Raw genomic sequence first — 20,681 nt, 5'->3', positions numbered from 1 at the left:
GTGATCAGAGCCGCGACACCATCGTGACGCGATAGGTGTGCATCTTGTCGCCTTCGCCGATCGAAACATATTCGCCGGGGACGAAGTGCTCGTCTTTGAAGTGGAAGCCGATCTCATCAGGCGTGCCGGGCGCGCCGTCATAGTGCAAGACCCAGCCGCCGCCCTGGTGATGGATGAGATGGCCGAGGATGTATTCCTCGTCGGGCCGGAGCCGGACCACCCGGTACGCCTCGCGGTTGGCCCGCCACAGTTTCTGGTCGATCCTGTAGTCGTCGTCGAGCGGCGCGACCATCACATAGCCGGCGCCGCCATCGCCTTCGGGATGATCAGGCTCGCGCGCGAGCTCGAGGCGGATCTTGCGAAACTGCGGCGGCAAGGAAGTGTTGAGGATCGGCTTTTGTGGTGTGGTGGTCATCTCGCTCTACTCGGTTTCGGTCGGCGCGGCGTGCCGCGTCAGGCGTGGTCCTTCGCGGCGTGCTCTGCCGCGGGTTTCTTCAGGCTGTTGATGATGATGCCGATCAGCGGCACCAGCATCGGCAGGATTCCATTCAGGGGATTGCGCACCAGTCCGGAGACTTGCGACTGCATCGCGCGTGCCTCGACCTGCAGCGCCTCGACGGAAGCGCCGTGGATTTCGCTCGCGAGATCGAGCTCGCGGACTGACGGCGGCCGGAGAGCGAGGGCAAACAGGAGCGCCGCGATGGCGAAGTTGGCTGCGCCGAGGATCGCCGCGGCCGCGATCGCGCCCCAGACCTGGACCAGCGCGAAATAGGCCGCCAGTTCGAACATCAGAAGGCCGAACGCCGCGATCAGGCCCGCGAAGGCGCGCAGGCCGAGGCCAACCAGGAGGTGGCGCAGGCGGATATCGGCGATGATCCTGTCGGTACGCCAGAGTACGCGTAGCTGCCTGACGATATTTTCGGTATTCACCTTGGTTACCTCCGCATGACAAAGCCGACCACCACGCCCAGCGCAAAGGCGGAGGCGAGCGAGGTAATCGGTCGTTCCGAAATGAGCTGCCGGACCTGAGTGTCTTCGCCGCTCAGGACCTCGCTCAATTCCTCCAGCGCTTCCTTGACGCGCGTGGCAAAGGCGTCGGCGCTTGCGCTTGCGGTGTCGCGTATGCCTTCACCTGTCGTGTTGAGGAGGCGCGACACATCGATCTTCAGGGCTTGCAACTCGTCGTTCAGATGGGTCGTGTTGAACATCTCGTTCATCCCTGTTGCATGATGAAGAACTGTTACCGGCCCTCGCCACGCCGTGGTTGATTTGCGTCAACCCTCGCGGGCGAGGCGTCATCGCGCTATTCCAGCGTCTTGAGGTAGGCCAGCAGGTCATGGATCTGGTCCGGGTCAAGTCGAAACTCCGGCATCGTCGGATGTCCGGTCTGGATGCCTTCCGCGAACGCCTCCGCGAGGCTCTCGACGGGATAGCGCTTGTGCAGGGTGCGGAAGGGAGGCGCGACTTTGAGCGGACTCTCGGTGACCTTGTCGATGGAGTGGCAGCGGGCGCAATTGTTGAGCGCGAATGTCCGGCCGCGCTGCTCGGAGGGCGAGACGGCGAGGGCCGATGTCGTCAGCATGAGCCCAATGAAAACCTGGCGTGCGGCGGACTGCAGCATCACGGCCCCATCTATCAAAAAGCTCCGCGATGGGCGGAGCGACGGTTTTCAAATTAGCTTCGCAATGGTGGGGACGATTGATCTGCATCAACACCCCGGCGGTGTGGACGTTAGACTGCGTTAATCCGCCGGGCGGCATAAGGACGTCCGCCGGCGGTCATTTGGAGCGGCGCGTGAAGGTTTCTCTCTTGGAAGGTTCTCATCGGCAAACGTGTACCGATTGCGCGGTACGCGGTTTTGCGATCTGCGCCTCGCTCGACAAGACCGAGCAATGGGAGCTGGCGAGCCTGTCGCGCGATGTCCAGTGCGAGCCCGGCACGACGGTGTTTGCGCAGGCGACCATGGCGACGTCGTTCTTCAGCATGCTCGAAGGCGTGCTGCGTCTCTATAAGCTGTTGCCGGATGGCCGACGGCAGATCATCGGCTTCGCCTTGCCCGGCGATTTCCTCGGACTTGCCGGCTCGGCGCAGTATGAGTTCTCCGCCGATGCGGTCGGCGCGGTATTGCTTTGCCAGTTCTCCCGAGTCAGCTTCTCGCGATTCGCCGAGAACCGGCCGCGCTTCCTGCGCCGTATGAACGAACTCGCGGGCCGCGAACTGATCCGGGCGCAGGAGCATATGGTTCTGCTCGGGCGCCGTTCCGCCGAAGAGAAGGTTGCGAGCTTCCTGATCGGCTGGCGCGATCGGCTCGCCGAAATCGGGCATGCCGAGGACGTGTTGCCGTTGCCGATGGGCCGGCTCGATATCGCGGACTATCTGGGGCTCACCATCGAAACGGTAAGTCGCACCTTCACCAAGCTCGAACGCGACGGCATCATCCGTATTCTTACGGGCGGCATCAGCCTGGTCGATGCGGCACGCGCCGAGGCGATGTCCGCAGCCTGAATCCTGTTGCGTCATGGCCGGGCTTGTCCCGGCCATCCACGCCTTTTTTCCCACAGCGGAATTGAAGAAACTGGATGCGCGGGTCACGGCTTCGCCGGGCGCTCCGGTGTCAGTCCGGCGAAGCGAATTGCAAGACGGCGAGTCTAGATGGTGACACGTGTGCTCTCGCATTTTTGATCGAAGTCAAAGACGGTTCCCCACGAGCGACGATATTCGAGCGAACTTCAATGGAGGTCGCTATGCCCGCCGACTCGATTTTGGTTTCCGCAGCCGTCGTCTCAGTTTTCGTGGTTTTCGCCGGGGTGCTCGCCTGGGCGAGTGTCCACGTGCCGGGGGCGCGGCAGCCGGCGTCAGACATGCGCAAGCGTCGTCCTTTCTAATCGGTAGTCGTTTCCGAAAGGGTTCAAGGGCTGGTGCCAAAGCGCAACCGCGAGGGGAAGTCTGATCGCGGTTGATCTCGATCAAGGACGCGGCGGCCAAAGCTGGGCTGATGGGGCAGGGCCCCTGCAAAGAGAATCAAACATGCAGCAAGTTCAATCCACGAAATGGATGACCCACGGCGAAGCCGGGTTGACGCTATTCTTCACAGTGGCGGCCTTCCTCTGCGCCTTCGCCGCGGCCAAGGCGCTGGATGCGCCATTTGCCTTCCATGCTTCGCTCGCCGCCGTGGCCAGCGGCGCTGCAGCCTTCGCAATCCTTAACCGCTATTTCGATCGCCCGGCGGAGCTGCCGCCGCAGGAGATCAACGGCAAGCCGAACTACAATCTCGGCCCGATCAAGTTCGCCTCTTTCATGGCGATGTTCTGGGGCATTGCCGGATTTACCGTCGGCCTCCTGATCGCCTGCCAGCTCGCCTGGCCCTGGCTCAATTTCGATCTGCCCTGGACCAGCTTTGGCCGGCTTCGTCCGCTGCACACCTCGGCGGTGATCTTCGCCTTTGGCGGCAACGTGCTGATCGCGACCTCCTTCTACGTGGTGCAGAGGACCTGCCGGGCGCGACTGGCCGGCGATCTGGCGCCATGGTTCGTCGTGCTCGGCTACAACTTCTTCATCCTGGTTGCTGGCACCGGTTATTTGCTGGGCGTGACGCAGTCGAAGGAATATGCCGAGCCGGAATGGTACTCCGATCTCTGGCTGACGATCGTCTGGGTCGTTTATCTGCTGGTGTTCCTGGCGACGATACTCAAGCGCAAGGAGCCGCACATCTTCGTCGCCAACTGGTTCTATCTCGCCTTCATCGTCACCATCGCGGTTCTTCACCTCGGCAACAACCCGGCGCTTCCGGTGTCGGTGTTCGGCTCGAAGTCCTACATCGCCTGGGGCGGCGTGCAGGATGCGATGTTCCAGTGGTGGTACGGCCATAACGCGGTCGGCTTCTTCCTGACCGCCGGCTTCCTCGCCATCATGTACTACTTCATCCCGAAGCGGGCGGAGCGGCCGATCTATTCCTACCGGCTGTCGATCATCCACTTCTGGGCGTTGATCTTCCTCTATATCTGGGCCGGCCCGCACCATCTGCACTATACGGCGCTGCCGGACTGGGCGCAGACGCTCGGCATGACGTTCTCGATCATGCTCTGGATGCCGTCCTGGGGCGGCATGATCAACGGCCTGATGACGCTGTCGGGCGCGTGGGACAAGCTGCGCACCGATCCGGTGCTGCGCATGCTGGTGGTCTCGGTCGCGTTCTACGGCATGTCGACCTTCGAAGGCCCGATGATGTCGATCAAGGTGGTGAACTCGCTGAGCCACTACACCGACTGGACCATCGGCCACGTTCACTCCGGTGCGCTGGGCTGGGTCGGTTTCGTCTCCTTCGGCGCGCTGTATTGCCTGGTGCCGTGGCTGTGGGGCCGCAAGCAACTGTACAGCCTCAAGCTCGTCAACTGGCACTTCTGGATCTCGACCATCGGCATCGTGCTCTACATCTCCGCGATGTGGGTCTCGGGAATCCTGCAGGGCCTGATGTGGCGCGCCTACACCTCGCTCGGCTTCCTCGAATATTCCTTCATCGAGACCGTGGAAGCGATGCATCCCTTCTACATCATCCGCGCCGGCGGCGGCGCGCTGTTCCTGATCGGCTCGCTGATCATGGCATATAACCTCTGGATGACCGTGCGGGTAGGCGAGGTGGAAGTCACCACGCCGCTCGCACTGCAGCCGGCGGAATAAGGAGCGTCAAGATGTCCTTCTGGACCCGCCACCAAATCTTCGAAAAGAACTCGATCATACTGATCGCGGGCATCCTGGTCGTGATCGCGATCGGCGGCCTGGTCGAGATCACGCCGCTGTTCTATCTCAAGAGCACGATCGAGGTGGTCGACGGCGTCAGGCCGTATACCCCGCTCGAACTCGCTGGCCGCAACATCTATGTGCGCGAAGGCTGCTATCTCTGTCACTCGCAGATGATCCGGCCGCTGCGTGACGAAGTCGAGCGCTACGGTCACTTCTCGCTCGCCGCCGAGAGTATGTACGACCATCCGTTCCAGTGGGGCTCCAAGCGTACCGGGCCTGACCTGGCGCGGGTTGGCGCCAAATATTCGGATGAGTGGCACGTCACGCACCTGACCAATCCGCGCGCGATCGTGCCGCAGTCGGTGATGCCGGGCTATCCCTTCCTGGCAAAGACTGAGCTCGATCCCGAGGCGATTGCCGATCACCTCAGGACCAACCGCGCGGTCGGCGTGCCCTATACCGACGAGCAGATCGCCAACGCGATGGCTGACCTGAAAGCGCAGGCTGATCCAGACAATGCCGGCAGCGACGCGTTTGCAAAACGCTATCCGAAGGCCGTGGTCCGCAATTTCGACGGCAAGGGCGGGGCGCCGACCGAGATGGATGCGCTGGTCGCGTACTTGCAGATGCTCGGCACGCTGGTCGACTTCAAGATCTACAACGAAAAAGCCAATCTTCGCTGAGAGGCCGGACGATGAAAGCAATTCTGACAGTTCACAATCTGGCGTCGAACCTCGTGACGAGCGTGTGGACGCCGATCTTCGTCGCCCTGTTCGTCGCGATCGTGATCTATGCGCTCTGGCCCCGCAACCAGGCCGCCTTCGATGAGGCATCGCGGATACCGTTGCGGGAGGAGTGAGAGACCATGGCTGAAACCGAACTCGATCAAGTCTCCGGCAAGACCACGACCGGTCACCAGTGGGACGGCATCAAGGAACTCAACACGCCGCTGCCGCGCTGGTGGGTGTTGACCTTCTACGCCACCATCATCTGGGCGATCGGCTACTGGGTGGTGTACCCGGCATGGCCGCTGTTGTGGAGCAACACCACCGGGCTGATCAACTATTCGTCGCGCGCCGATGTCGGCGTCGAACTGGCTAACCTCGAGAAGATCCGCGGCGACAAGATGGTCGCGCTCGGCGCGGCGTCGCTGGAAGACATCGAGAAGGACCCGGCGCTGCTGGCGCTCGCGCGCGCCCGCGGCAAGGCGGCCTTTGGTGACAATTGCGCGCCGTGCCACGGCTCGGGCGGCGCCGGCGCCAAGGGTTTTCCGAACCTGAACGACGACGACTGGCTGTGGGGCGGCTCGCTTGAGCAGATTCAGCAGACCATCCAGTTTGGCGCGCGCTCGGGCAATGCCAAGGCGCATGAGGGCGCGATGCTCGCCTTCGGCAAGGATGGCATCCTGAAGAAGGACGAGATCGTCACGGTCGCCAACTACGTCCGTTCGCTCTCGGGCCTGCCGACGAGCCAGGGCTACAATGCCGCCGCCGGGGCCAAGCTGTTCGCCGATAATTGCTCGGCCTGCCACGGCGAGAACGGCAAGGGCAACCAGGACCTCGGTGCGCCCGATCTCACCGACAAGATCTGGCTGTACGGCTCTGATGAGGCCACCGTGATCGAGACCATCACCAACGGCCGTTCCGGCGTGATGCCGGCCTGGGTCGGCCGGCTCGATCCGTCCACCATCAAGGCGCTCGCGGTCTACGTGCATACGCTGGGCGGCGGCAAATAAGCGGCGAATAGGCCGCCTGTTTGCGCTGGATCAACCAGGTCACGGGGGGAGGGGTTAGCCTCTCCCTGTGATGCCAGAAGAAGCCCGGCCCATGAACAAGATCGTCCAGATAGACCCTGACCAAGTCGAAGACGTCGGGCCGCTTTATGCGGCCCGCAAGAAGGTCTACCCGCAGAAGGTCTCCGGGACCTTCCGCCGGATCAAATGGGGCCTGATGGCGTTCTGCCTCGGCGTCTATTATTTCCTGCCTTTCGTACGCTGGAATCGCGGCCTCGGCGCGCCCGACCAGGCGGTGCTGATCGACCTGCCAAACAGCCGATTCTATTTTTTCTTCATCGAGCTGTGGCCGCAGGAAGTCTATTACTTCACTGGCCTCTTGATCCTCGCCGCGATCACGCTGTTCCTGATGAACTCGGTCGGCGGCCGCATCTGGTGCGGCTATCTCTGCCCGCAGACGGTCTGGACCGACCTGTTCTATGCGGTCGAGCGCCTGGTCGAGGGCGACCGGCGCGAGCGGATGAAGAAGGATGCCTCCGCCCATCGCTGGACATTGGAGCGCATCTCCGAGCTCGTGCTCAAGCATTCGATCTGGCTGCTGATCGCCTGGTGGACCGGCGGCGCCTGGGTGCTCTATTTCACCGACGCGCCGACGCTCGTCAAAGAGCTCGTCACCTTCCAGGCGCCGGCGATCGCCTATATCTGGATCGCGATCCTGACCACGACGACCTATCTGCTTGCCGGCTTCATGCGCGAGCAGGTCTGCGTCTATATGTGCCCGTGGCCGCGCATCCAGGCGGCGCTAACGGATGAATGGGCGCTCAACGTCACCTACCGCTACGATCGCGGCGAAAAGCGGATGTCGGTGAAGAAGGCGAACGACCTGCGTGCGCTTGGCCAGCACGCCGGCGACTGCGTCGACTGCTATCAATGCGTCGCCGTCTGTCCGGTCGGTATCGATATCCGTAACGGGCCGCAGCTCGACTGCATCCAGTGCGGGTTGTGCATCGACGCCTGCGACAATGTGATGAAGAAGATCAACCGGCCGACCCGGCTGATCGGCTACGACAACGACATCAACATCCAGCGCCGGATCGAAGGCAAAGCGCCGATCTACCGCATCGTGCGGCCGCGCACTATCATCTACACCGCGATGATCGCGCTTGTCGGCGGGATCATGCTCTATACGCTCGCGACGCGTTCGCTGCTCGACATCAACGTGCTGCACGATCGTAACCCGGTCGCGGTGAAGCTGAGCGACGGCTCGATCCGCAACGCCTATACGGTCCGCTTCCTCAACAAGCGCGGCTTCGACCGCGTGGTGGCGATCGACATCGACGGCCCGCAGGATGCCAAGCTCCATGTCGTCGGCGGCGACTCGATCACGCCCGATCGTCCCATGATCGTGCTCGGGCGCGACGGCACCACCGAGCTGCGCGTGCTGGTCACTGCGCCCTCGGACAGGAATCCCGAGAAGTCGATCCCGGTGAAATTCCGCGTCACCGACATCGGTCTCGGCGAAGTCGCCTCCGCCACCGACAATTTCGTCGCGCCGTAACAAGAAGAAGTGGAGCCGTCATGAGCAGAGCCAGTGCATCGCCGAAGCCGCTGACCGGGGGCAAGGTCCTTGCCATGCTGGTGGCGTTCTTCGGCGTGGTGATCGGCGTCAACTTCACCATGATGAAGCTGGCCACGCTCACATTGCCCGGCACCGACGTAGACAGCGCCTACGCAGCGAGCCTCGCCTACGAGAAAGAGATCGCCGCTGCGCGCGAGCAGGACGCCCGCAACTGGAAGGTCGATGCGCATCTGGCGCGCGATGCCAATGGCGGTACAGCGCTCGAAGTCGAAGCGCGCGACGGCAATGGCAGGCCGTTGACCGGATTGCAATTCACCTCCCGCTTGGAGCGCCCGACCGACCGGCGCGCCGACCAGGCGATCGAGCTGTCGGAAGCCGGCGGCGGCCGCTACCGCGGCAAGGGCAGCGTGATCGGTCCCGGACAATGGGAGCTGGTGCTCGAAAGCGAAGCCGATGGTCGGCGCGTGTTCCTGTCCAGGAACCGCGTGGTGCTGAATTAAGAGGGCGTGATGCAGGCGACACGGGACTTTTCGCACTACGTCAAACATCTCGGCTCGGGACTGGCGCATATCGACCTCGCGGTCGAGGGCGTGAGCTGTGCCGGCTGCATGTCGAAGATCGAGCGCGGGCTTTCGGCGATTCCCGATGTGACCTTGGCGCGCGTCAACCTCACCGACCGCCGCGTGGCGCTGGAATGGAAGGAGGGCGCGCTCGATCCGGCGCGCTTCATCGATCGGCTCGCCGAGCTCGGCTACAAGGCCTATCCGTTCGAGACGGTGAGCGCGGAAGCCGCCGAGGTGGAGAATTCGCGCTTCCTGCTCCGCTGCCTCGGCGTTGCGGCATTCGCGACCATGAACGTGATGATGCTGTCGATCCCGGTGTGGTCCGGCAATGTCAGCGACATGCTGCCGGAGCAGCGCGATTTCTTCCACTGGATGTCGGCGCTGATCGCACTGCCGGCAGCCGCGTATGCCGGCCAGCCCTTCTTCCGCTCGGCGTTCAACGCGCTGCGCACGGGCAATGTCAACATGGACGTGCCGATCAGCATCGGCGTGATCCTGGCGCTGGCGATGTCTGTTATCGAGACCATCGGACATGCCGAGCACGCTTATTTCGATGCGGCGATCATGCTGCTCACCTTCCTCCTGGTCGGACGCTATCTCGACCAGAGCATGCGGCGGCGTACCCGGGCGGTCGCCGGCAATCTCGCCGCGCTCAAGGCGGAGACCGCGACGAAATTCGTCGGACCCGACGAGATTTCGGTGGTGCCGGCGGCAGCGATTACAGCCGGCGATATGGTGCTGTTGCGGCCGGGCGAGCGCTCTGCGGTTGACGGCACCGTGATCGAGGGCCGGTCCGAGATCGACCAGAGCCTGATCACCGGCGAGACGCGGCATGCGGCGGTCGAGGCGGGCAGCGCGGTCTATGCCGGCTCGCTCAACATCTCCGGCGCGCTGCGCATCCGCGTCTCGGCGGCGGCCGAAGGCACGCTCTTGGCGGAGATCCAGCGCTTGCTCGATCACGCCGTGCAGGCGCGCTCACGCTATGTGCAACTCGCCGATCGTGCGTCGCGGCTCTATGCGCCGCTGGTGCATGCGACCGCTCTCTTGACCATGATCGGCTGGCTGATCGCGGGCGCGAGCTTGCACGATTCCGTCATCACCGCGATCGCGGTGCTCATCATCACCTGTCCCTGCGCGCTGGGGCTGGCGATCCCGACGGTGCAGACGATTGCCGCGGGCGCGATGTTCCGCGCCGGCGTGCTGATCAATTCGGGCGATGCCATCGAGCGCGTCGCCGAGGTCGACCACGTCATCTTCGACAAGACGGGAACGCTGACGTTGCCCGAACTGGATGTGATGAATTCCGCTTCCGTGCCGGCGGATGTGTTCGAGCTGGCAGGCCGGCTCGCGCTGGCAAGCCACCATCCGGTCGCCGCGGCGCTGGCGCGCGCGGCTCGCGCAAAATCGCCGCTGCCCGGCGTCACGGAAGAGCCGGGGCAGGGGGTGCGGGGCAGCTTCGGCGGCGAAGAGGTCAGGCTCGGCCGTCCCTCGTTCTGCAACGCAGAGGATCTCGCTGAGGAGATCCTGCGCCGCGATCCCGAGGCGTCAGTGGTCGCCTTTGCCCGCGGCGAACAGCGATACGTGTTCGCGGTTCGCCAAGGCTTGCGGCCGGACGCGCGCGAAACCGTCGCGGCGCTGCAGCGGCGCGGCATCGCGGTCGAAATCTTGTCGGGAGATCGCGAGCCCGCGGTGCGGGCCGCGGCCGAGACGCTTGGCATACCGGAATGGCGCGCCGGCGTGACGCCATCAGACAAGATCGCGCGCATCGAGGAATTGAAACGACAGGGCGTCAAGGTGATGATGGTCGGCGACGGCTTGAACGATGCGCCATCACTTGCAGCCGCGCATGTGTCGATGTCGCCGATCTCGGCCGCGCATCTGAGTCAGGCGACCGCCGATCTCGTCTTCCTCGGCAAGCCGCTGGCGCCGGTGATCGCGGCCATCGACTATTCGCGGAAAGCGCTGCGGCTGATGCGGCAGAACCTCTATCTCGCCGTCGGCTACAATTTCCTCGCCGTGCCGATCGCGATCCTGGGCTTCGTCACGCCGCTGATCGCGGCCGCGGCGATGTCGGGCTCCTCGATCCTGGTGATGCTGAACGCGCTGCGCGGACGTCGGGTGCGGCAGGAGGTGGTGTGATGGAAGTGATCGCGTTCCTGGTGCCGCTGGCGCTGCTGCTCGGCCTGTTTGGATTGCTCGGATTCCTCTGGTCGTTGAAGAACGGCCAGTACGATGATCTCGAGGGCGCCGCCTGGCGGGCGATCTCCGACGATGACGAGACGCCAACAACCCCGGGGCCGTCGACCGCGCATCGTGGCGTTTGATCTGGCGCAATGACGGTGGCTTTGCATGGGCCATAGTCAACCTGCTCAGAACTACGGGAGGGTAACATGGCATCGGCAACACAGACGGAATCGATTGCGGGCAGGCTGATCGGCAAGCTCACGGGCATCCTCGAACGGTTCCGCGACGTCGGCGAAATTCGCAGCCTCAGCCCCGCCGAGGCCTGTTCCGTCGCGCACGATCTCCGCATCTCGCCGGCCCAGCTCGAGACGCTGGTTGCCCGGGGGCGCCACGGTGCCGATGAATTGCCGAAGATGCTGAAGGCGCTCGGGATCGACGAAGTTGCCATCAAGCGCCAAGAGCCGGGCGTGCTGCACGACATGAGGCGGGTGTGCGCGCTCTGCATCGAGAAGTCCCGCTGCAACAGCGAGCTCGAGGCCGGAACCGCGGCCCTGCATCATCGCGAATATTGCGCCAATACCTATACGATCGACTCCCTCGAGCCGAAGCCCGACCAGACCGAGCTCCAGCTCCGCGGGCCCTGCTGCTGCTGAGCGGGGAACGTTCGTCGTCCCAACTGAGCCGGCGCAGGTAGCGCCGGCTGGCCAAACTGCACCGTATCCTTGAACGCGAGGCCCTGCTAACCATGGGCAGCGGCGGCGGCCGGCTGGTCGCCGCGACCGTCTATTGTGCGCCGGCGCAACGCCAGCGCGTTTTGCGAGAAGGATACGAGCAATGATCGAAACCGTTGGCATCATCGGGGCGGGCACTATGGGCAACGGCATCGCCCAGGTCAGTGCCGCCGCCGGGCTTCAGGTGGTGATGGTCGATATCTCGGATGCCGCCGTGCAGCGCGGGCTGGCGACCGTCGGCAGCAGCCTGGACCGCTTGGTCAAGAAGGAGAAGATGACCGAGGCGGACAAGAATGCCGCGCTCGGGCGCATCAATGCGACCACCGACAAGGCCAAGCTTGCCGCCTGCGACCTCGTGATCGAGGCGGCGACCGAAGACGAGGAATTGAAGCTCAAGATCCTGAAGGATCTCAGCGCGACTCTGAACCCGCGGGCGGTGATCGCCACCAATACGTCTTCGATTTCCATCACCAAGCTTGCCACCGCGACCGACCGGCCCGACCGTTTCATCGGCATGCACTTCTTCAACCCGGTGCCGGTGATGGCGCTGCTCGAATTGATCCGCGGCCTGCAGACCTCGGACGATACGCTGGCCAAGGCGGAAGCGTTCGCAAAACGCGTCGGCAAGGTCGCGATCACCGCGAAAAACAGCCCCGGCTTCGCAGTCAACCGCATCCTGTGCCCGATGATCAACGAGGCGATCTTCGCGCTGCAGGAAGGCATTGCCACCGCCGAGGAGATCGACGCCGGTATGAAGCTCGGCTGCAACCACCCGATCGGCCCGCTGGCGCTCGCTGACCTGATCGGGCTCGACACCATGCTGTCGGTGATGGACGTGTTCTACAAGGGTTTCAACGATCCGAAATATCGCGCAGCGCCACTGCTCAAGGAAATGGTCGACGCCGGCTATCTCGGCCGCAAGAGCGGCAGGGGCTTTTACGACTACAGCAAGGCATGAGCCAGGCTTTGTAGGGTGGGCAAAGCGTAGCGTGCCCACCTTCAAGCACTCCGCTCGAGATGGTGGGCACGCTGCGCTTTGCCCACCCTCATATGGGGCTTTGTGAGTCAAGGCTCTCAACGAACGGGTGTGGGTCGGGTTTTTGCGGTGAGAGGGCGGCGCGCGGAGCCATGCGTAGCGCAGCGCGACGACCGAGCCCCGGGTGAGGATTGGCTTCCGAAGATTTCTGCAGCTCACTGCATCACCTCATATCCGGTCGGATCGGCTGACCCGTACCCACCTTCCGCATGCGTGCGGCGAGGAAGCCAAGAGGATGAGACCCATCTACAAAACGGCGTTGTGGAAGCCCTTGGGTGGCACGGTCATCATCCATCCTGTACGGGGCGCGCGGCGCGGGCCGCCTCGCCCTGGTTGGGTGATTGGGGGGTTATGCCTTCATCATGGCCTCTTCCGGAACAAGACCGCTGGTGAGATAGCGCCACAGCGCCACGATCAGCTTGCGCGCCAGGGCGACGATGGCGACGCGCTTGGCGCGTTTGCCGGCGTTCTCCGTGCGGGTGCGGAACCAGCGGCTGAGCGCGCTGTCCGGCTGATGGCGCAGCCAGAGCCAGGCCAGTTCGATCGTCTTGTGGCGGGCGCGGCGGTTGCCGGCCTTGCGGATCCCCTGCTCGCGGTCGATGCCGCCGCTTTGCCAGGGACTGGGCGCCAAGCCGCAGTAGCTCGCGACCTCGCGCCGGTTGCGGAAGTCCTTGTAGAACACCTCCTGCACCAGCGTCGTGGCAAACGCCGGGCCAAGCGCCTTGAGTTGCTGCAACTGATCCCGTCGCTTCGCCATCGGTGTGGGCGTCGCAGCGGCTTGCGCAGCGGCCTGGGCCTGCTCCAGCGCCTTGAGCTGGTCACGCACCAGCATCAGCCGGGCATGCTCGCGCTTCACTTCGGCCAGAAGCTGCGGCGGCAACGGCTGCCCTTGCCAGTCCCGCTGCTGCTCCAGCCAGGCGAGCCAGTTGCGCCGTCGCAGGGCCCCGACCGCCATGCCCAGCAGACGCAGCAGCGCCTTGATCCGGTTGGTATGGGCGGTCTGCTCCGTCACCAGTCGCTCGCGCTCGCGGCTGATCCGCCGGGCGTCCTCCTCGGCCACGCTCGGCACCCTGACGATCCGCACCACCCGCGGCTCGCCCCGCAAATAGGCCATCAAGGTGCGCAGCAGAAGCTCGCCGTCGATCCGGTCTGTCTTCGCCCGCCGCGACCGCTGCTCCACTGCAATGCTCGCCGGGTCGAACACGAAGTTCGTGATCCCAGCCGCTTCCAGCCGCCGGTGCAGCCAGAAGCCGTCATAGCCGGCCTCGTAGCAGCTCACCACCCGCGGCGCCGCGCCAAGCTTCGACGTCGCCCGCGCCTTGACCTCCTCGATCAGCGCCAGCAGCCCGGCGTGATCGCCGCCTTCCAGCTTGTGGCGCGATATCCGGTCCCGATCCGGACTGTGCAGTGTCACCAGCCACGTCTTCTGACTGAGTTCGATCGCAACGAAAATCGTGCCACAATGGCCGGCGGTGGGCGTGCTCTTGGTCGATGCTTGCATCAGACTCTCCGATGGTTCGAGTGTGGAAACCCAAACCTACCGGAAAGGGCGCGCTCACCGCCCCATGGAATCTACAATGTGCGGGAAGGGCGCTCGTTCACTTCACCAGCGGGCAGCCGCCGTCCTTCAGCGGGCGGAAGGCCTGGTCGCCGGGGACCTCGGCCAGCACCTTGTAATAGTCCCAGGGCGCCTTGGATTCCTCGGGCTTCTTCACCTCGAACAGGAACATGCTGTGCACCATGCGGCCGTCGGCGCGCAGCACGCCGTTGTCGGTGAAGGCGTCGCGCACCGGCATTTCGCGCATCTTCGCCATCACGGGTTTTGTTTCTTTGGTGCCGGCGGCCTGTACCGCCTTGAGATAGTGTAGTGTGGCGCTGTAAGTGGCGGCCTGGTTCATCGTCGGCATCCGCTTCATGCGCTCGAAGAAGCGCTTGCCGAAGGCGCGGGTCCTGTCGTTGAGGTCCCAGTAGTAGGCCTCGGTGACGATCAGCCCCTGCGCGAGCTTCAGCCCGAGGCTGTGCACGTCCGAGATGAACATCACGATCGCCGCGAGATTCTGGCCGCCGGCGACGATGCCGAACTCGCCGGCCTGCTTGATCGTGTTGATGGTGTCGCCGCCACCATTGGCGAGGCCGATGATCTTGGCCTTGGAGGCCTGTGCCTGCAGCAGGAAGGAGGAGAAATCCGGCGTGTTGAGCGGATGCTTGACGCTGCCGAGCACCTTGCCGCCGGCGGCCTTCACGACATCGCCGGTGTCGCGCTCGATCGAATGGCCGAACAGATAGTCGGCGGTGATGAAGAACCAGCTATCGCCGCCGTTCCTGACGATGGCGCTGCCGACCGTGTGGGCGTTGGAATAGGTGTCGTAGGTCCAGTGTGCGACATAGGGGCCGCAGGATTTGCCGGTGATGTCGGAACTCGCGGCGTCCGTGACGATCATGATCTTTTCGTGCTGCTTGGACAATTCCATCACAGCGAGCGCGGTGGCGGAGGTCGGCAAGTCGATGATCATGTCGACGCCTTCGTTCTCCCACCATTTGCGGGCCATGGTGGCCGCGATATCAGGCTTGTTCAGCACATCGGCGGAAACGATCTCGATCGGCTTGCCGAACATGGTGCCGCCGAACTCCTCGATCGCCATCTTGGTCGCTTCGACATTCCCCGCGCCGCCGATGTCGGAATAGACCGACGAGAAATCGGTGAGCACGCCGATCTTCAGCGGCGTCGCGGCTGGCTGCTGCGCGGATGCTGATACGATCAATAGCGCCGACAACAGGCAAGCCGTCGACACCATCCTTGCGATGGGATTCATGGGGTCTCCTCCGTTTTTATCGGTTTGTCGGACAAAGTAGATTTGGGTTCCGTCGAAGTCAATCGCTGTCGATACGAAGCTTGTGCGCGGCTGAATTGACGCATCGTTGCGGGCGGGCTACTTTGTCGGACAACCAACATTGAGGTCGCCTTTGCCCGCTTCGCCGCTGTTTCGACGGATCGACGTCGCGCCCGCTTACCAGAAGGTGGCGGATGCGATCGAGCGCGAGATCGTCAGCGGCCGCATCAAGCCGGGAGACCCGATCGGGACCGAGCTCGAACTGGTGCGGCAATTCGGCGTCAACCGCTCGACGGTGCGCGAGGGCATCCGGGTGCTGGAGGAAGGCGGGCTGCTGCGGCGCGATTCCAGCCGCCGCCTGCAGGCCTGCCTGCCGCGCTACAACAAGCTCGCGACGCGCCTGAGCCGCGCATTGGTGCTCCACGAAGTCACGTTCCGCGAATTGTTCGAGGTGTCGCTGACGCTCGAGATCGCGAGCACGGAATGCGCGGTCGAACGGGCCACGGAAGAGGACATTGCCGAGCTCGCCGACAATCTGGCGCGAAGCGAGCAGGTGATCGCCGATCCCGCAGCGCTCGCCGAGTGCGATGCGGATTTCCACGTGCTGCTGGCAAAAGCCTCGCACAATCGCGTGCTGCAGCTCGCGCGCGAGCCGGCCGCGCAATTGTTCTTTCCGACCACCGAGATGATCGTGAGCCATGTCGCGCAGGGCGCCTCACGCCTGGTCGAGGCGCATCGCCATCTGCTCGAAGCGATCCGGCGGCGCGACAAGGCGGCGGGCGTGCAGTGGACGCGGCGTCATTTGCAGGACTGGCGCCGCGGCTTCGAGCGGATCGCTTCGCTCGACCGGTCGGTCGAACACATGTACATGGAGCATGCACAGGCGGTTCGGCGCAAATAGAACCGAAAACGCATCGTCCGAAACAGAAACAAACAGCGGACGTTCAGGGAGGGAAAAATGACCGCGGACATCACCACGACCATCCAGAAGGCGCGCGAGCAAAGCATTGGCGATCTCTTGCGCCGCTCGGCCCGGCGCTATCCCGACAAGACGGCGTTGATCTGCGGCGATGTGAGCTGGACCTATGCGGAGATGGACGCGATCTGCAACCGCCTCGGCCGCGGCCTCGGCGGTCTCGGGGTGACGAAGGGCGACCGCGTCGCGGTGCTGTCGCGCAACTCGCACGCCTTTGCGGCGCTGCGCTTTGCGCTCGCCAGGATTGGCGCGATCATGGTGCCGATCAATTTCATGCTGAACCCGGACGAGATCAATTTCATCCTGTCCAATTCGGGCGCGAAGTTGCTCGCCGTCGGCCCCGATCTCGTCGGGGCCGGTCGCGCCGCGACCGCCAAGGGCACGAAGGTCGAGAAATTGATCTGGCTTCCGGGCGAGGACGCCGGTGCGCCGAAGGACATCACGACCTTTGCGGACCTGCTTGCCGCCGACGCTTCGCCGTTAGAGGCTTCCGTCGACAGCCGCGACGTCGCGCAGATCATCTATACCAGCGGCACGGAGTCGCTGCCTAAGGGCGCCGTCCTCACCCATGAAGCGGTGATGTGGCAATATGTGAGCTGCATCATCGATGGCGGCATGGCGGCCGAGGACACCATCCTGCACGCGCTGCCGCTCTACCACTGCGCGCAGCTCGACGTCTTCCTCGGGCCCGGCATCTATCTCGGCGCCACCAACGTGCTCACCGGAAAGCCGGTGCCTGATCACATCCTCGCGCTGATCGCGGCCCACAGGATCAACGCCTTCTTTGCGCCGCCGACGATCTGGATCGCGATGCTGCGCTCGCCGGCCTTCGACAAGACCGATCTTTCGAGCCTGCAAAAGGGCTATTACGGCGCATCCATCATGCCGGTGGAGGTGCTGCTCGAATTGCAGCGGCGCCTGCCGGGTGTGAAGTTCTGGAATTTCTACGGCCAGACCGAGATCGCGCCACTCGCGACCGTGCTGAAGCCCGAGGATCAATTGCGCAAGGCAGGATCGGCCGGCAAGCCCGCACTCAATGTCGAGACGCGCGTGGTGAATGCCGACATGGAGGACGTCAAGGTGGGCGAGGTCGGCGAGATCGTGCACCGCTCGCCGCATCTGCTGTCCGGCTATTACAACGATCCCGCCAAGACTGAAGCGGCCTTTGCCGGCGGCTGGTTCCATAGCGGAGATCTCGCGACCGTCGATGCCGAGGGGCACGTCACCGTGGTCGACCGCGTCAAGGACATGATCAAGACCGGCGGCGAGAATGTCGCAAGCCGCGAGGTCGAGGAGATGGTCTATCGCCTGCCGGCGGTCTCCGAAGTCGCGGTGGTTGGCTTGCCGGACCCGCGCTGGATCGAGGCGGTGACCGCGATCGTGGTGGTGAAGACTGGCGAAACGCTGGACGAGGAGACCGTCATCAAGCACTGTGCCGGCCAGATGGCGCACTTCAAGGTGCCGAAGCGCGTGCTCTTCGTCAACAGCCTGCCCAAGAATCCGAGCGGCAAATTGCTGAAGCGGGAATTGCGGACGCGTTTTCTTGGCAGCGAAACACTCGATCGTGCGATTCAGAAAAATTTCGCGGGCTGAGAATTCCGAACCCCGCAGCCGATCAAGCGGGCGTGAACGGATCGCGTCGCGGTAGCTGATCGGATTCCCGTAGCGACAGTGTATGGTTGTGTCGCTGCGATGGCTTACCGCGGCAGCGATGCAGCATCATTGCGACACGCAGGGGCCGATGCTCAAGAAATCCCATGCCACCGGGCTGGCCGGGACGACCGGGACACGCATCGTTCCGCTCGACCGCGCGCGCACCTTCATCACCTTCCTGGTGGTCCTGTATCACGGCGTGATCAACTACACCTATTTCGGCATCGGCGGCGATCGGATGCGATGGCTCGGCTTCGATCTGATCGCGCTGTTCAACGACAGCTTCTTCATGGCCTGCATGTTCTTCATCTCGGGCCTGTTCGTGCACGACAGCCTGGCGCGCAGGGGGCCGGCCAACTTCCTCGGTAGCCGCGCGTGGCGGCTGGGCATCCCGTACCTGGTGTCGATCTTCGTGCTGATGCCGATTGCCTACTACCGCTACCACGTGACGGAGCTTAGTTTCCCGCAGTTCTATTGGCACATGGTCACGGTCGGCCCGTGGTCGTCGGGGTCGGCCTGGTTCCTGTGGGTGCTGCTCGCGCTGGACGCGATCGCCGCGTTGATTGGGGCCGTGGCACCTCGCGCGATCCCAGCGCTTGGGCAACTCGTCGACGGCTTCCGTCAGCAGCCGATGGCGGCCTTCGCCTTATTCCTGATCTTCTCGATCATCATCTACCTGCCGCTCCACCTGGAGTTCGGCGATTCCGCCTGGTTCGTGCCCGGCCATTATCCGCTGCCGATCCAGACCAGCCGCATCCTGCTTTACACCGGCTACTTCTTCACCGGCGTCGCGGTCGGCGCCATCAGCCTGAGAGGCGGGATACTGGCGGAGGGCCGGGATGTGGCGAAGCGCTGGATGCTGTGGCTCGCTTGCGGGCTCGCGTTCTACGGCGTCATCCTGCTTCTGGTCTACGTCCATCATAGCGTGCTGCCGGACTTCCGTTCACCGCCGCTGTGGTGGCAGATCGCCTATGGCTTGGCGTTTGCCATGTTCAACGCGGCGATGACCTTCACGGTGCCCACGCTGTTCCTGCGCTTTGCGCGATCACGATTTCGGTTCCTCGATGCGATGCGGCCTTCGGCCTACGGCATTTATCTCGTGCATTTCGTTCCGCTGATCTGGCTGCAATATCTCGTCTATGATCCGCCGTTGCCCGTGTTCGTCAAATTCGCGATCGTCTTCCTCGGCACGCTGTTCATCAGTTGGGGCGCGACCATCCTGCTGCGAAGAATTCCGCTCGTCGCACGCATGATCTGACGCGGTCGTCAGAAAAGGCCGATCTGGGCCGGACAGCCTTATGTGGCCTTTATAAAAGGACAAGGCGATCCCCATGGAATTTACACGCCTTGCCATTCACCTCTGGGCAAGCGTTCGGTTCCGCCATGGCGATAAGGACAGAAGATGATTGTCCGCTTCGAGCGTCGGGGCCGGCAAATTCACCCGCGCGGCGTTCGCGCTGCTTGGAGGCCAAGATGACGGTCTATCATGCATACATCGTTGGGCTGCACGGCCGATCGATTGGAGTGGTTCGGATAGATTGTGTCGATGATGACACAGCCATCAAATCCGCCGAGCGTCTTGTCGACAGCCATGATGTGGAGCTCTGGCAGATGGATCGGCCCGTAGCCAGGTTCGACGCCCCGTCAAAGCAGTTGTTCAGAAAATAAGTGTAGCGCCCGGGCTCGCTAGCACAGCGACACAGCGCCGGTGCCATGAGGACCGGCTGAGGGTCAAATGCGTCCGTGCATGCGAGCATGAAGCGGCGCCCGGTCTGCCGCTGGCAGCCGACATGCCAGCGGCTTAAGCGCTATTCGGCTCGGGGTCGCAATCGGACTCTGGCAACGAAGAGGGCCGCTCAAAAGCGGCCCTCGCACACAAAGTGCAGTATCACTTCAATTTGTAGGTACCAGTCTGGTGATTGCAGTCTTGGAACGTCCCCTCCTTGACAACTGGGAAAGGTCCGAGCGGTTGCACCGTGGCGTTCGTGACCATACCCTCGTACTTCCCAGTGCCCGCAACAGACTCCCTGGTTACTTTTCCATCTGCAATTGAGAAGTACGAAAGTCGCTTATTGCCGTCCCCGTCAGTAGCCTCACAGACGGTGGTGCCGGTAATCTTCCCGCCAAGAGAGGCATTCATCCCTACGCACCGGAATGTTTCCTTATCGAAAATTCCGCCCGGAGGATTGCTTCGAATAGAACCTGTCTGCTCATAGCTTAGCGCAGTGTGGGTCTTGGAAAATGAGATGGTATTACTCGTGCCCGACCAGCATGCAGTGAAGTCGAAGTTGCCTTCCTTTGGTAGCTCGGCGGCAAAAGCAGACGGGGCAAATGCAAAGATGATAGAGGCTAAGGCGTACCTGCGTGCGCTTTCCATAGTACGTACCCTCCGTTTGCAATGAGAATGAGCACGAACGATCAAGACGCGAACGCGAATGGATCTTCGCGCCATCCAATGATGGCATTTTCAACCTTCTGTAGAAATGACAACTTGACGCACGTGCCACAATTCGGTCACGGCGGGCTCTAGCGAAACCTCGACTTTCCGGCCGGAGTTCGTTCTTGGGTGGAAATGCCCGGTTTAAGTCACAAGCCGACGTCGCCGACGTGTCCAGCCTTTGTCTGCCCTGCCGCCCGCGGTGGGCATCGCTCAAGT

21 protein-coding genes are annotated in these 20,681 nt (G+C 63.3%); 14 read left to right on the top strand and 7 right to left on the bottom strand.

Annotated elements, in window-relative coordinates; genetic code table 11:
• Positions 1-4: 4 nt before the first annotated feature.
• The 4 genes from ACZYOF_RS03200 to ACZYOF_RS03185 all read right to left on the bottom strand — a co-directional run bounded on the left by ACZYOF_RS03200 (position 5) and on the right by ACZYOF_RS03185 (position 1,621).
• On the bottom strand, positions 5-415 hold the full coding sequence (locus ACZYOF_RS03200; protein ID WP_463714777.1) for a hypothetical protein: 411 nt from the start codon (positions 413-415) through the stop codon (positions 5-7).
• Between the two features lie 38 nt (positions 416-453).
• Positions 454-930, bottom strand: coding sequence for a phage holin family protein (locus tag ACZYOF_RS03195; RefSeq protein WP_463714776.1), 477 nt, complete (start codon positions 928-930; stop codon positions 454-456).
• Between the two features lie 5 nt (positions 931-935).
• Positions 936-1,208, bottom strand: a complete 273-nt coding sequence (locus tag ACZYOF_RS03190; protein ID WP_463714775.1) for a hypothetical protein — start codon at positions 1,206-1,208, stop codon at positions 936-938.
• Between the two features lie 95 nt (positions 1,209-1,303).
• Positions 1,304-1,621, bottom strand: a complete 318-nt coding sequence (locus ACZYOF_RS03185) for a c-type cytochrome (protein ID WP_282526418.1) — start codon at positions 1,619-1,621, stop codon at positions 1,304-1,306.
• Between the two features lie 173 nt (positions 1,622-1,794).
• Between ACZYOF_RS03185 and ACZYOF_RS03180 the strand changes: the two genes are divergently transcribed.
• The 11 genes from ACZYOF_RS03180 to ACZYOF_RS03130 all read left to right on the top strand — a co-directional run bounded on the left by ACZYOF_RS03180 (position 1,795) and on the right by ACZYOF_RS03130 (position 12,487).
• Entirely contained in the window at positions 1,795-2,505 is a 711-nt protein-coding gene (locus ACZYOF_RS03180) for a helix-turn-helix domain-containing protein (RefSeq protein ID WP_463714774.1), read from the top strand.
• A 549-nt stretch (positions 2,506-3,054) separates the two neighbouring features.
• Positions 3,055-4,677, top strand: a complete 1,623-nt coding sequence (gene ccoN / locus ACZYOF_RS03175) for a cytochrome-c oxidase, cbb3-type subunit I (RefSeq protein WP_282526419.1) — start codon at positions 3,055-3,057, stop codon at positions 4,675-4,677.
• Between the two features lie 11 nt (positions 4,678-4,688).
• Positions 4,689-5,423 carry a cytochrome-c oxidase, cbb3-type subunit II gene (gene ccoO, locus ACZYOF_RS03170; protein WP_282526350.1) on the top strand — a complete coding sequence of 245 codons (735 nt, stop codon included), beginning with the start codon at positions 4,689-4,691 and terminating at the stop codon, positions 5,421-5,423.
• Between the two features lie 11 nt (positions 5,424-5,434).
• A complete protein-coding gene (locus ACZYOF_RS03165) occupies positions 5,435-5,599 on the top strand; it encodes a cbb3-type cytochrome oxidase subunit 3 (RefSeq protein WP_130581917.1) in 165 nt (54 codons plus the stop codon).
• 6 nt (positions 5,600-5,605) lie between these two features.
• Entirely contained in the window at positions 5,606-6,475 is an 870-nt protein-coding gene (ccoP, locus tag ACZYOF_RS03160; protein WP_282526351.1) for a cytochrome-c oxidase, cbb3-type subunit III, read from the top strand.
• 91 nt (positions 6,476-6,566) lie between these two features.
• Complete coding sequence (gene ccoG / locus ACZYOF_RS03155; protein WP_130581915.1) at positions 6,567-8,030, top strand: cytochrome c oxidase accessory protein CcoG; 1,464 nt, start codon at positions 6,567-6,569, stop codon at positions 8,028-8,030.
• A gap of 20 nt (positions 8,031-8,050) precedes the next feature.
• Complete coding sequence (locus ACZYOF_RS03150; RefSeq protein WP_130581914.1) at positions 8,051-8,551, top strand: FixH family protein; 501 nt, start codon at positions 8,051-8,053, stop codon at positions 8,549-8,551.
• Positions 8,552-8,560: 9 nt separating this feature from the next.
• The gene (locus ACZYOF_RS03145) at positions 8,561-10,753 is read left to right on the top strand and encodes a cation-translocating P-type ATPase (protein ID WP_463714773.1); all 2,193 of its coding nucleotides are present in this window, start codon (positions 8,561-8,563) and stop codon (positions 10,751-10,753) included.
• Positions 10,753-10,938: a cbb3-type cytochrome oxidase assembly protein CcoS gene (ccoS, locus tag ACZYOF_RS03140; RefSeq protein ID WP_130581912.1), complete on the top strand. Its 186-nt coding sequence runs from the start codon at positions 10,753-10,755 to the stop codon at positions 10,936-10,938. Before ACZYOF_RS03145 ends, ccoS begins: the two co-directional genes overlap by 1 nt.
• Before the next feature lie 66 nt (positions 10,939-11,004).
• A complete protein-coding gene (locus ACZYOF_RS03135; RefSeq protein WP_463714772.1) occupies positions 11,005-11,451 on the top strand; it encodes a hypothetical protein in 447 nt (148 codons plus the stop codon).
• Between the two features lie 181 nt (positions 11,452-11,632).
• The gene (locus ACZYOF_RS03130; protein WP_463714771.1) at positions 11,633-12,487 is read left to right on the top strand and encodes a 3-hydroxybutyryl-CoA dehydrogenase; all 855 of its coding nucleotides are present in this window, start codon (positions 11,633-11,635) and stop codon (positions 12,485-12,487) included.
• 427 nt (positions 12,488-12,914) lie between these two features.
• Here ACZYOF_RS03130 and ACZYOF_RS03125 read toward each other — a convergent pair whose 3' ends face one another.
• A complete protein-coding gene (locus tag ACZYOF_RS03125; RefSeq protein ID WP_463714770.1) occupies positions 12,915-14,066 on the bottom strand; it encodes an IS110 family RNA-guided transposase in 1,152 nt (383 codons plus the stop codon).
• 97 nt (positions 14,067-14,163) lie between these two features.
• A complete protein-coding gene (locus ACZYOF_RS03120) occupies positions 14,164-15,378 on the bottom strand; it encodes an ABC transporter substrate-binding protein (RefSeq protein ID WP_463714769.1) in 1,215 nt (404 codons plus the stop codon).
• A gap of 151 nt (positions 15,379-15,529) precedes the next feature.
• Here ACZYOF_RS03120 and ACZYOF_RS03115 point away from each other — a divergent pair, with 151 nt between their 5' ends.
• The 3 genes from ACZYOF_RS03115 (at position 15,530) to ACZYOF_RS03105 (ending at position 19,283) form a co-directional block, all read left to right on the top strand.
• Complete coding sequence (locus ACZYOF_RS03115) at positions 15,530-16,297, top strand: FadR/GntR family transcriptional regulator (protein WP_130583098.1); 768 nt, start codon at positions 15,530-15,532, stop codon at positions 16,295-16,297.
• A gap of 57 nt (positions 16,298-16,354) precedes the next feature.
• The gene (locus ACZYOF_RS03110) at positions 16,355-17,965 is read left to right on the top strand and encodes an acyl-CoA synthetase (protein WP_394565348.1); all 1,611 of its coding nucleotides are present in this window, start codon (positions 16,355-16,357) and stop codon (positions 17,963-17,965) included.
• 148 nt (positions 17,966-18,113) lie between these two features.
• Positions 18,114-19,283 carry an acyltransferase family protein gene (locus ACZYOF_RS03105; RefSeq protein WP_130583100.1) on the top strand — a complete coding sequence of 390 codons (1,170 nt, stop codon included), beginning with the start codon at positions 18,114-18,116 and terminating at the stop codon, positions 19,281-19,283.
• A 630-nt stretch (positions 19,284-19,913) separates the two neighbouring features.
• Here ACZYOF_RS03105 and ACZYOF_RS03100 read toward each other — a convergent pair.
• Positions 19,914-20,402: a hypothetical protein gene (locus tag ACZYOF_RS03100; RefSeq protein ID WP_130583102.1), complete on the bottom strand. Its 489-nt coding sequence runs from the start codon at positions 20,400-20,402 to the stop codon at positions 19,914-19,916.
• Positions 20,403-20,681 lie beyond the last annotated feature (279 nt).

This window comes from Bradyrhizobium sp. LeoA1Lang (genome assembly GCF_055413685.1).
The sequence above is the reverse complement of the archived record's forward strand: the minus strand, read 5'-3'. Positions and strand labels throughout refer to the sequence as shown.

Bases quoted from the DNA above. Each gene is read 5' to 3' on its own strand.
- ACZYOF_RS03200 (WP_463714777.1), bottom strand. From the start codon at position 415: ATGACCACCACACCACAAAAGCCGATCCTCAACACTTCCTTGCCGCCG.
- ACZYOF_RS03190 (WP_463714775.1), bottom strand. From the start codon at position 1,208: ATGTTCAACACGACCCATCTGAACGACGAGTTGCAAGCCCTGAAGATC.
- ACZYOF_RS03145 (WP_463714773.1), top strand. From the start codon at position 8,561: ATGCAGGCGACACGGGACTTTTCGCACTACGTCAAACATCTCGGCTCG.
- ACZYOF_RS03130 (WP_463714771.1), top strand. From the start codon at position 11,633: ATGATCGAAACCGTTGGCATCATCGGGGCGGGCACTATGGGCAACGGC.
- ccoP (WP_282526351.1), top strand. From the start codon at position 5,606: ATGGCTGAAACCGAACTCGATCAAGTCTCCGGCAAGACCACGACCGGT.
- ACZYOF_RS03120 (WP_463714769.1), bottom strand. From the start codon at position 15,378: ATGAATCCCATCGCAAGGATGGTGTCGACGGCTTGCCTGTTGTCGGCG.
- ACZYOF_RS03105 (WP_130583100.1), top strand. From the start codon at position 18,114: ATGCTCAAGAAATCCCATGCCACCGGGCTGGCCGGGACGACCGGGACA.
- ACZYOF_RS03110 (WP_394565348.1), top strand. From the start codon at position 16,355: ATGACCGCGGACATCACCACGACCATCCAGAAGGCGCGCGAGCAAAGC.
- ACZYOF_RS03150 (WP_130581914.1), top strand. From the start codon at position 8,051: ATGAGCAGAGCCAGTGCATCGCCGAAGCCGCTGACCGGGGGCAAGGTC.
- ccoN (WP_282526419.1), top strand. From the start codon at position 3,055: ATGACCCACGGCGAAGCCGGGTTGACGCTATTCTTCACAGTGGCGGCC.
- ACZYOF_RS03165 (WP_130581917.1), top strand. From the start codon at position 5,435: ATGAAAGCAATTCTGACAGTTCACAATCTGGCGTCGAACCTCGTGACG.
- ACZYOF_RS03185 (WP_282526418.1), bottom strand. From the start codon at position 1,621: ATGCTGCAGTCCGCCGCACGCCAGGTTTTCATTGGGCTCATGCTGACG.
- ccoS (WP_130581912.1), top strand. From the start codon at position 10,753: ATGGAAGTGATCGCGTTCCTGGTGCCGCTGGCGCTGCTGCTCGGCCTG.
- ACZYOF_RS03125 (WP_463714770.1), bottom strand. From the start codon at position 14,066: ATGCAAGCATCGACCAAGAGCACGCCCACCGCCGGCCATTGTGGCACG.
- ACZYOF_RS03100 (WP_130583102.1), bottom strand. From the start codon at position 20,402: ATGGAAAGCGCACGCAGGTACGCCTTAGCCTCTATCATCTTTGCATTT.
- ACZYOF_RS03135 (WP_463714772.1), top strand. From the start codon at position 11,005: ATGGCATCGGCAACACAGACGGAATCGATTGCGGGCAGGCTGATCGGC.
- ccoG (WP_130581915.1), top strand. From the start codon at position 6,567: ATGAACAAGATCGTCCAGATAGACCCTGACCAAGTCGAAGACGTCGGG.
- ccoO (WP_282526350.1), top strand. From the start codon at position 4,689: ATGTCCTTCTGGACCCGCCACCAAATCTTCGAAAAGAACTCGATCATA.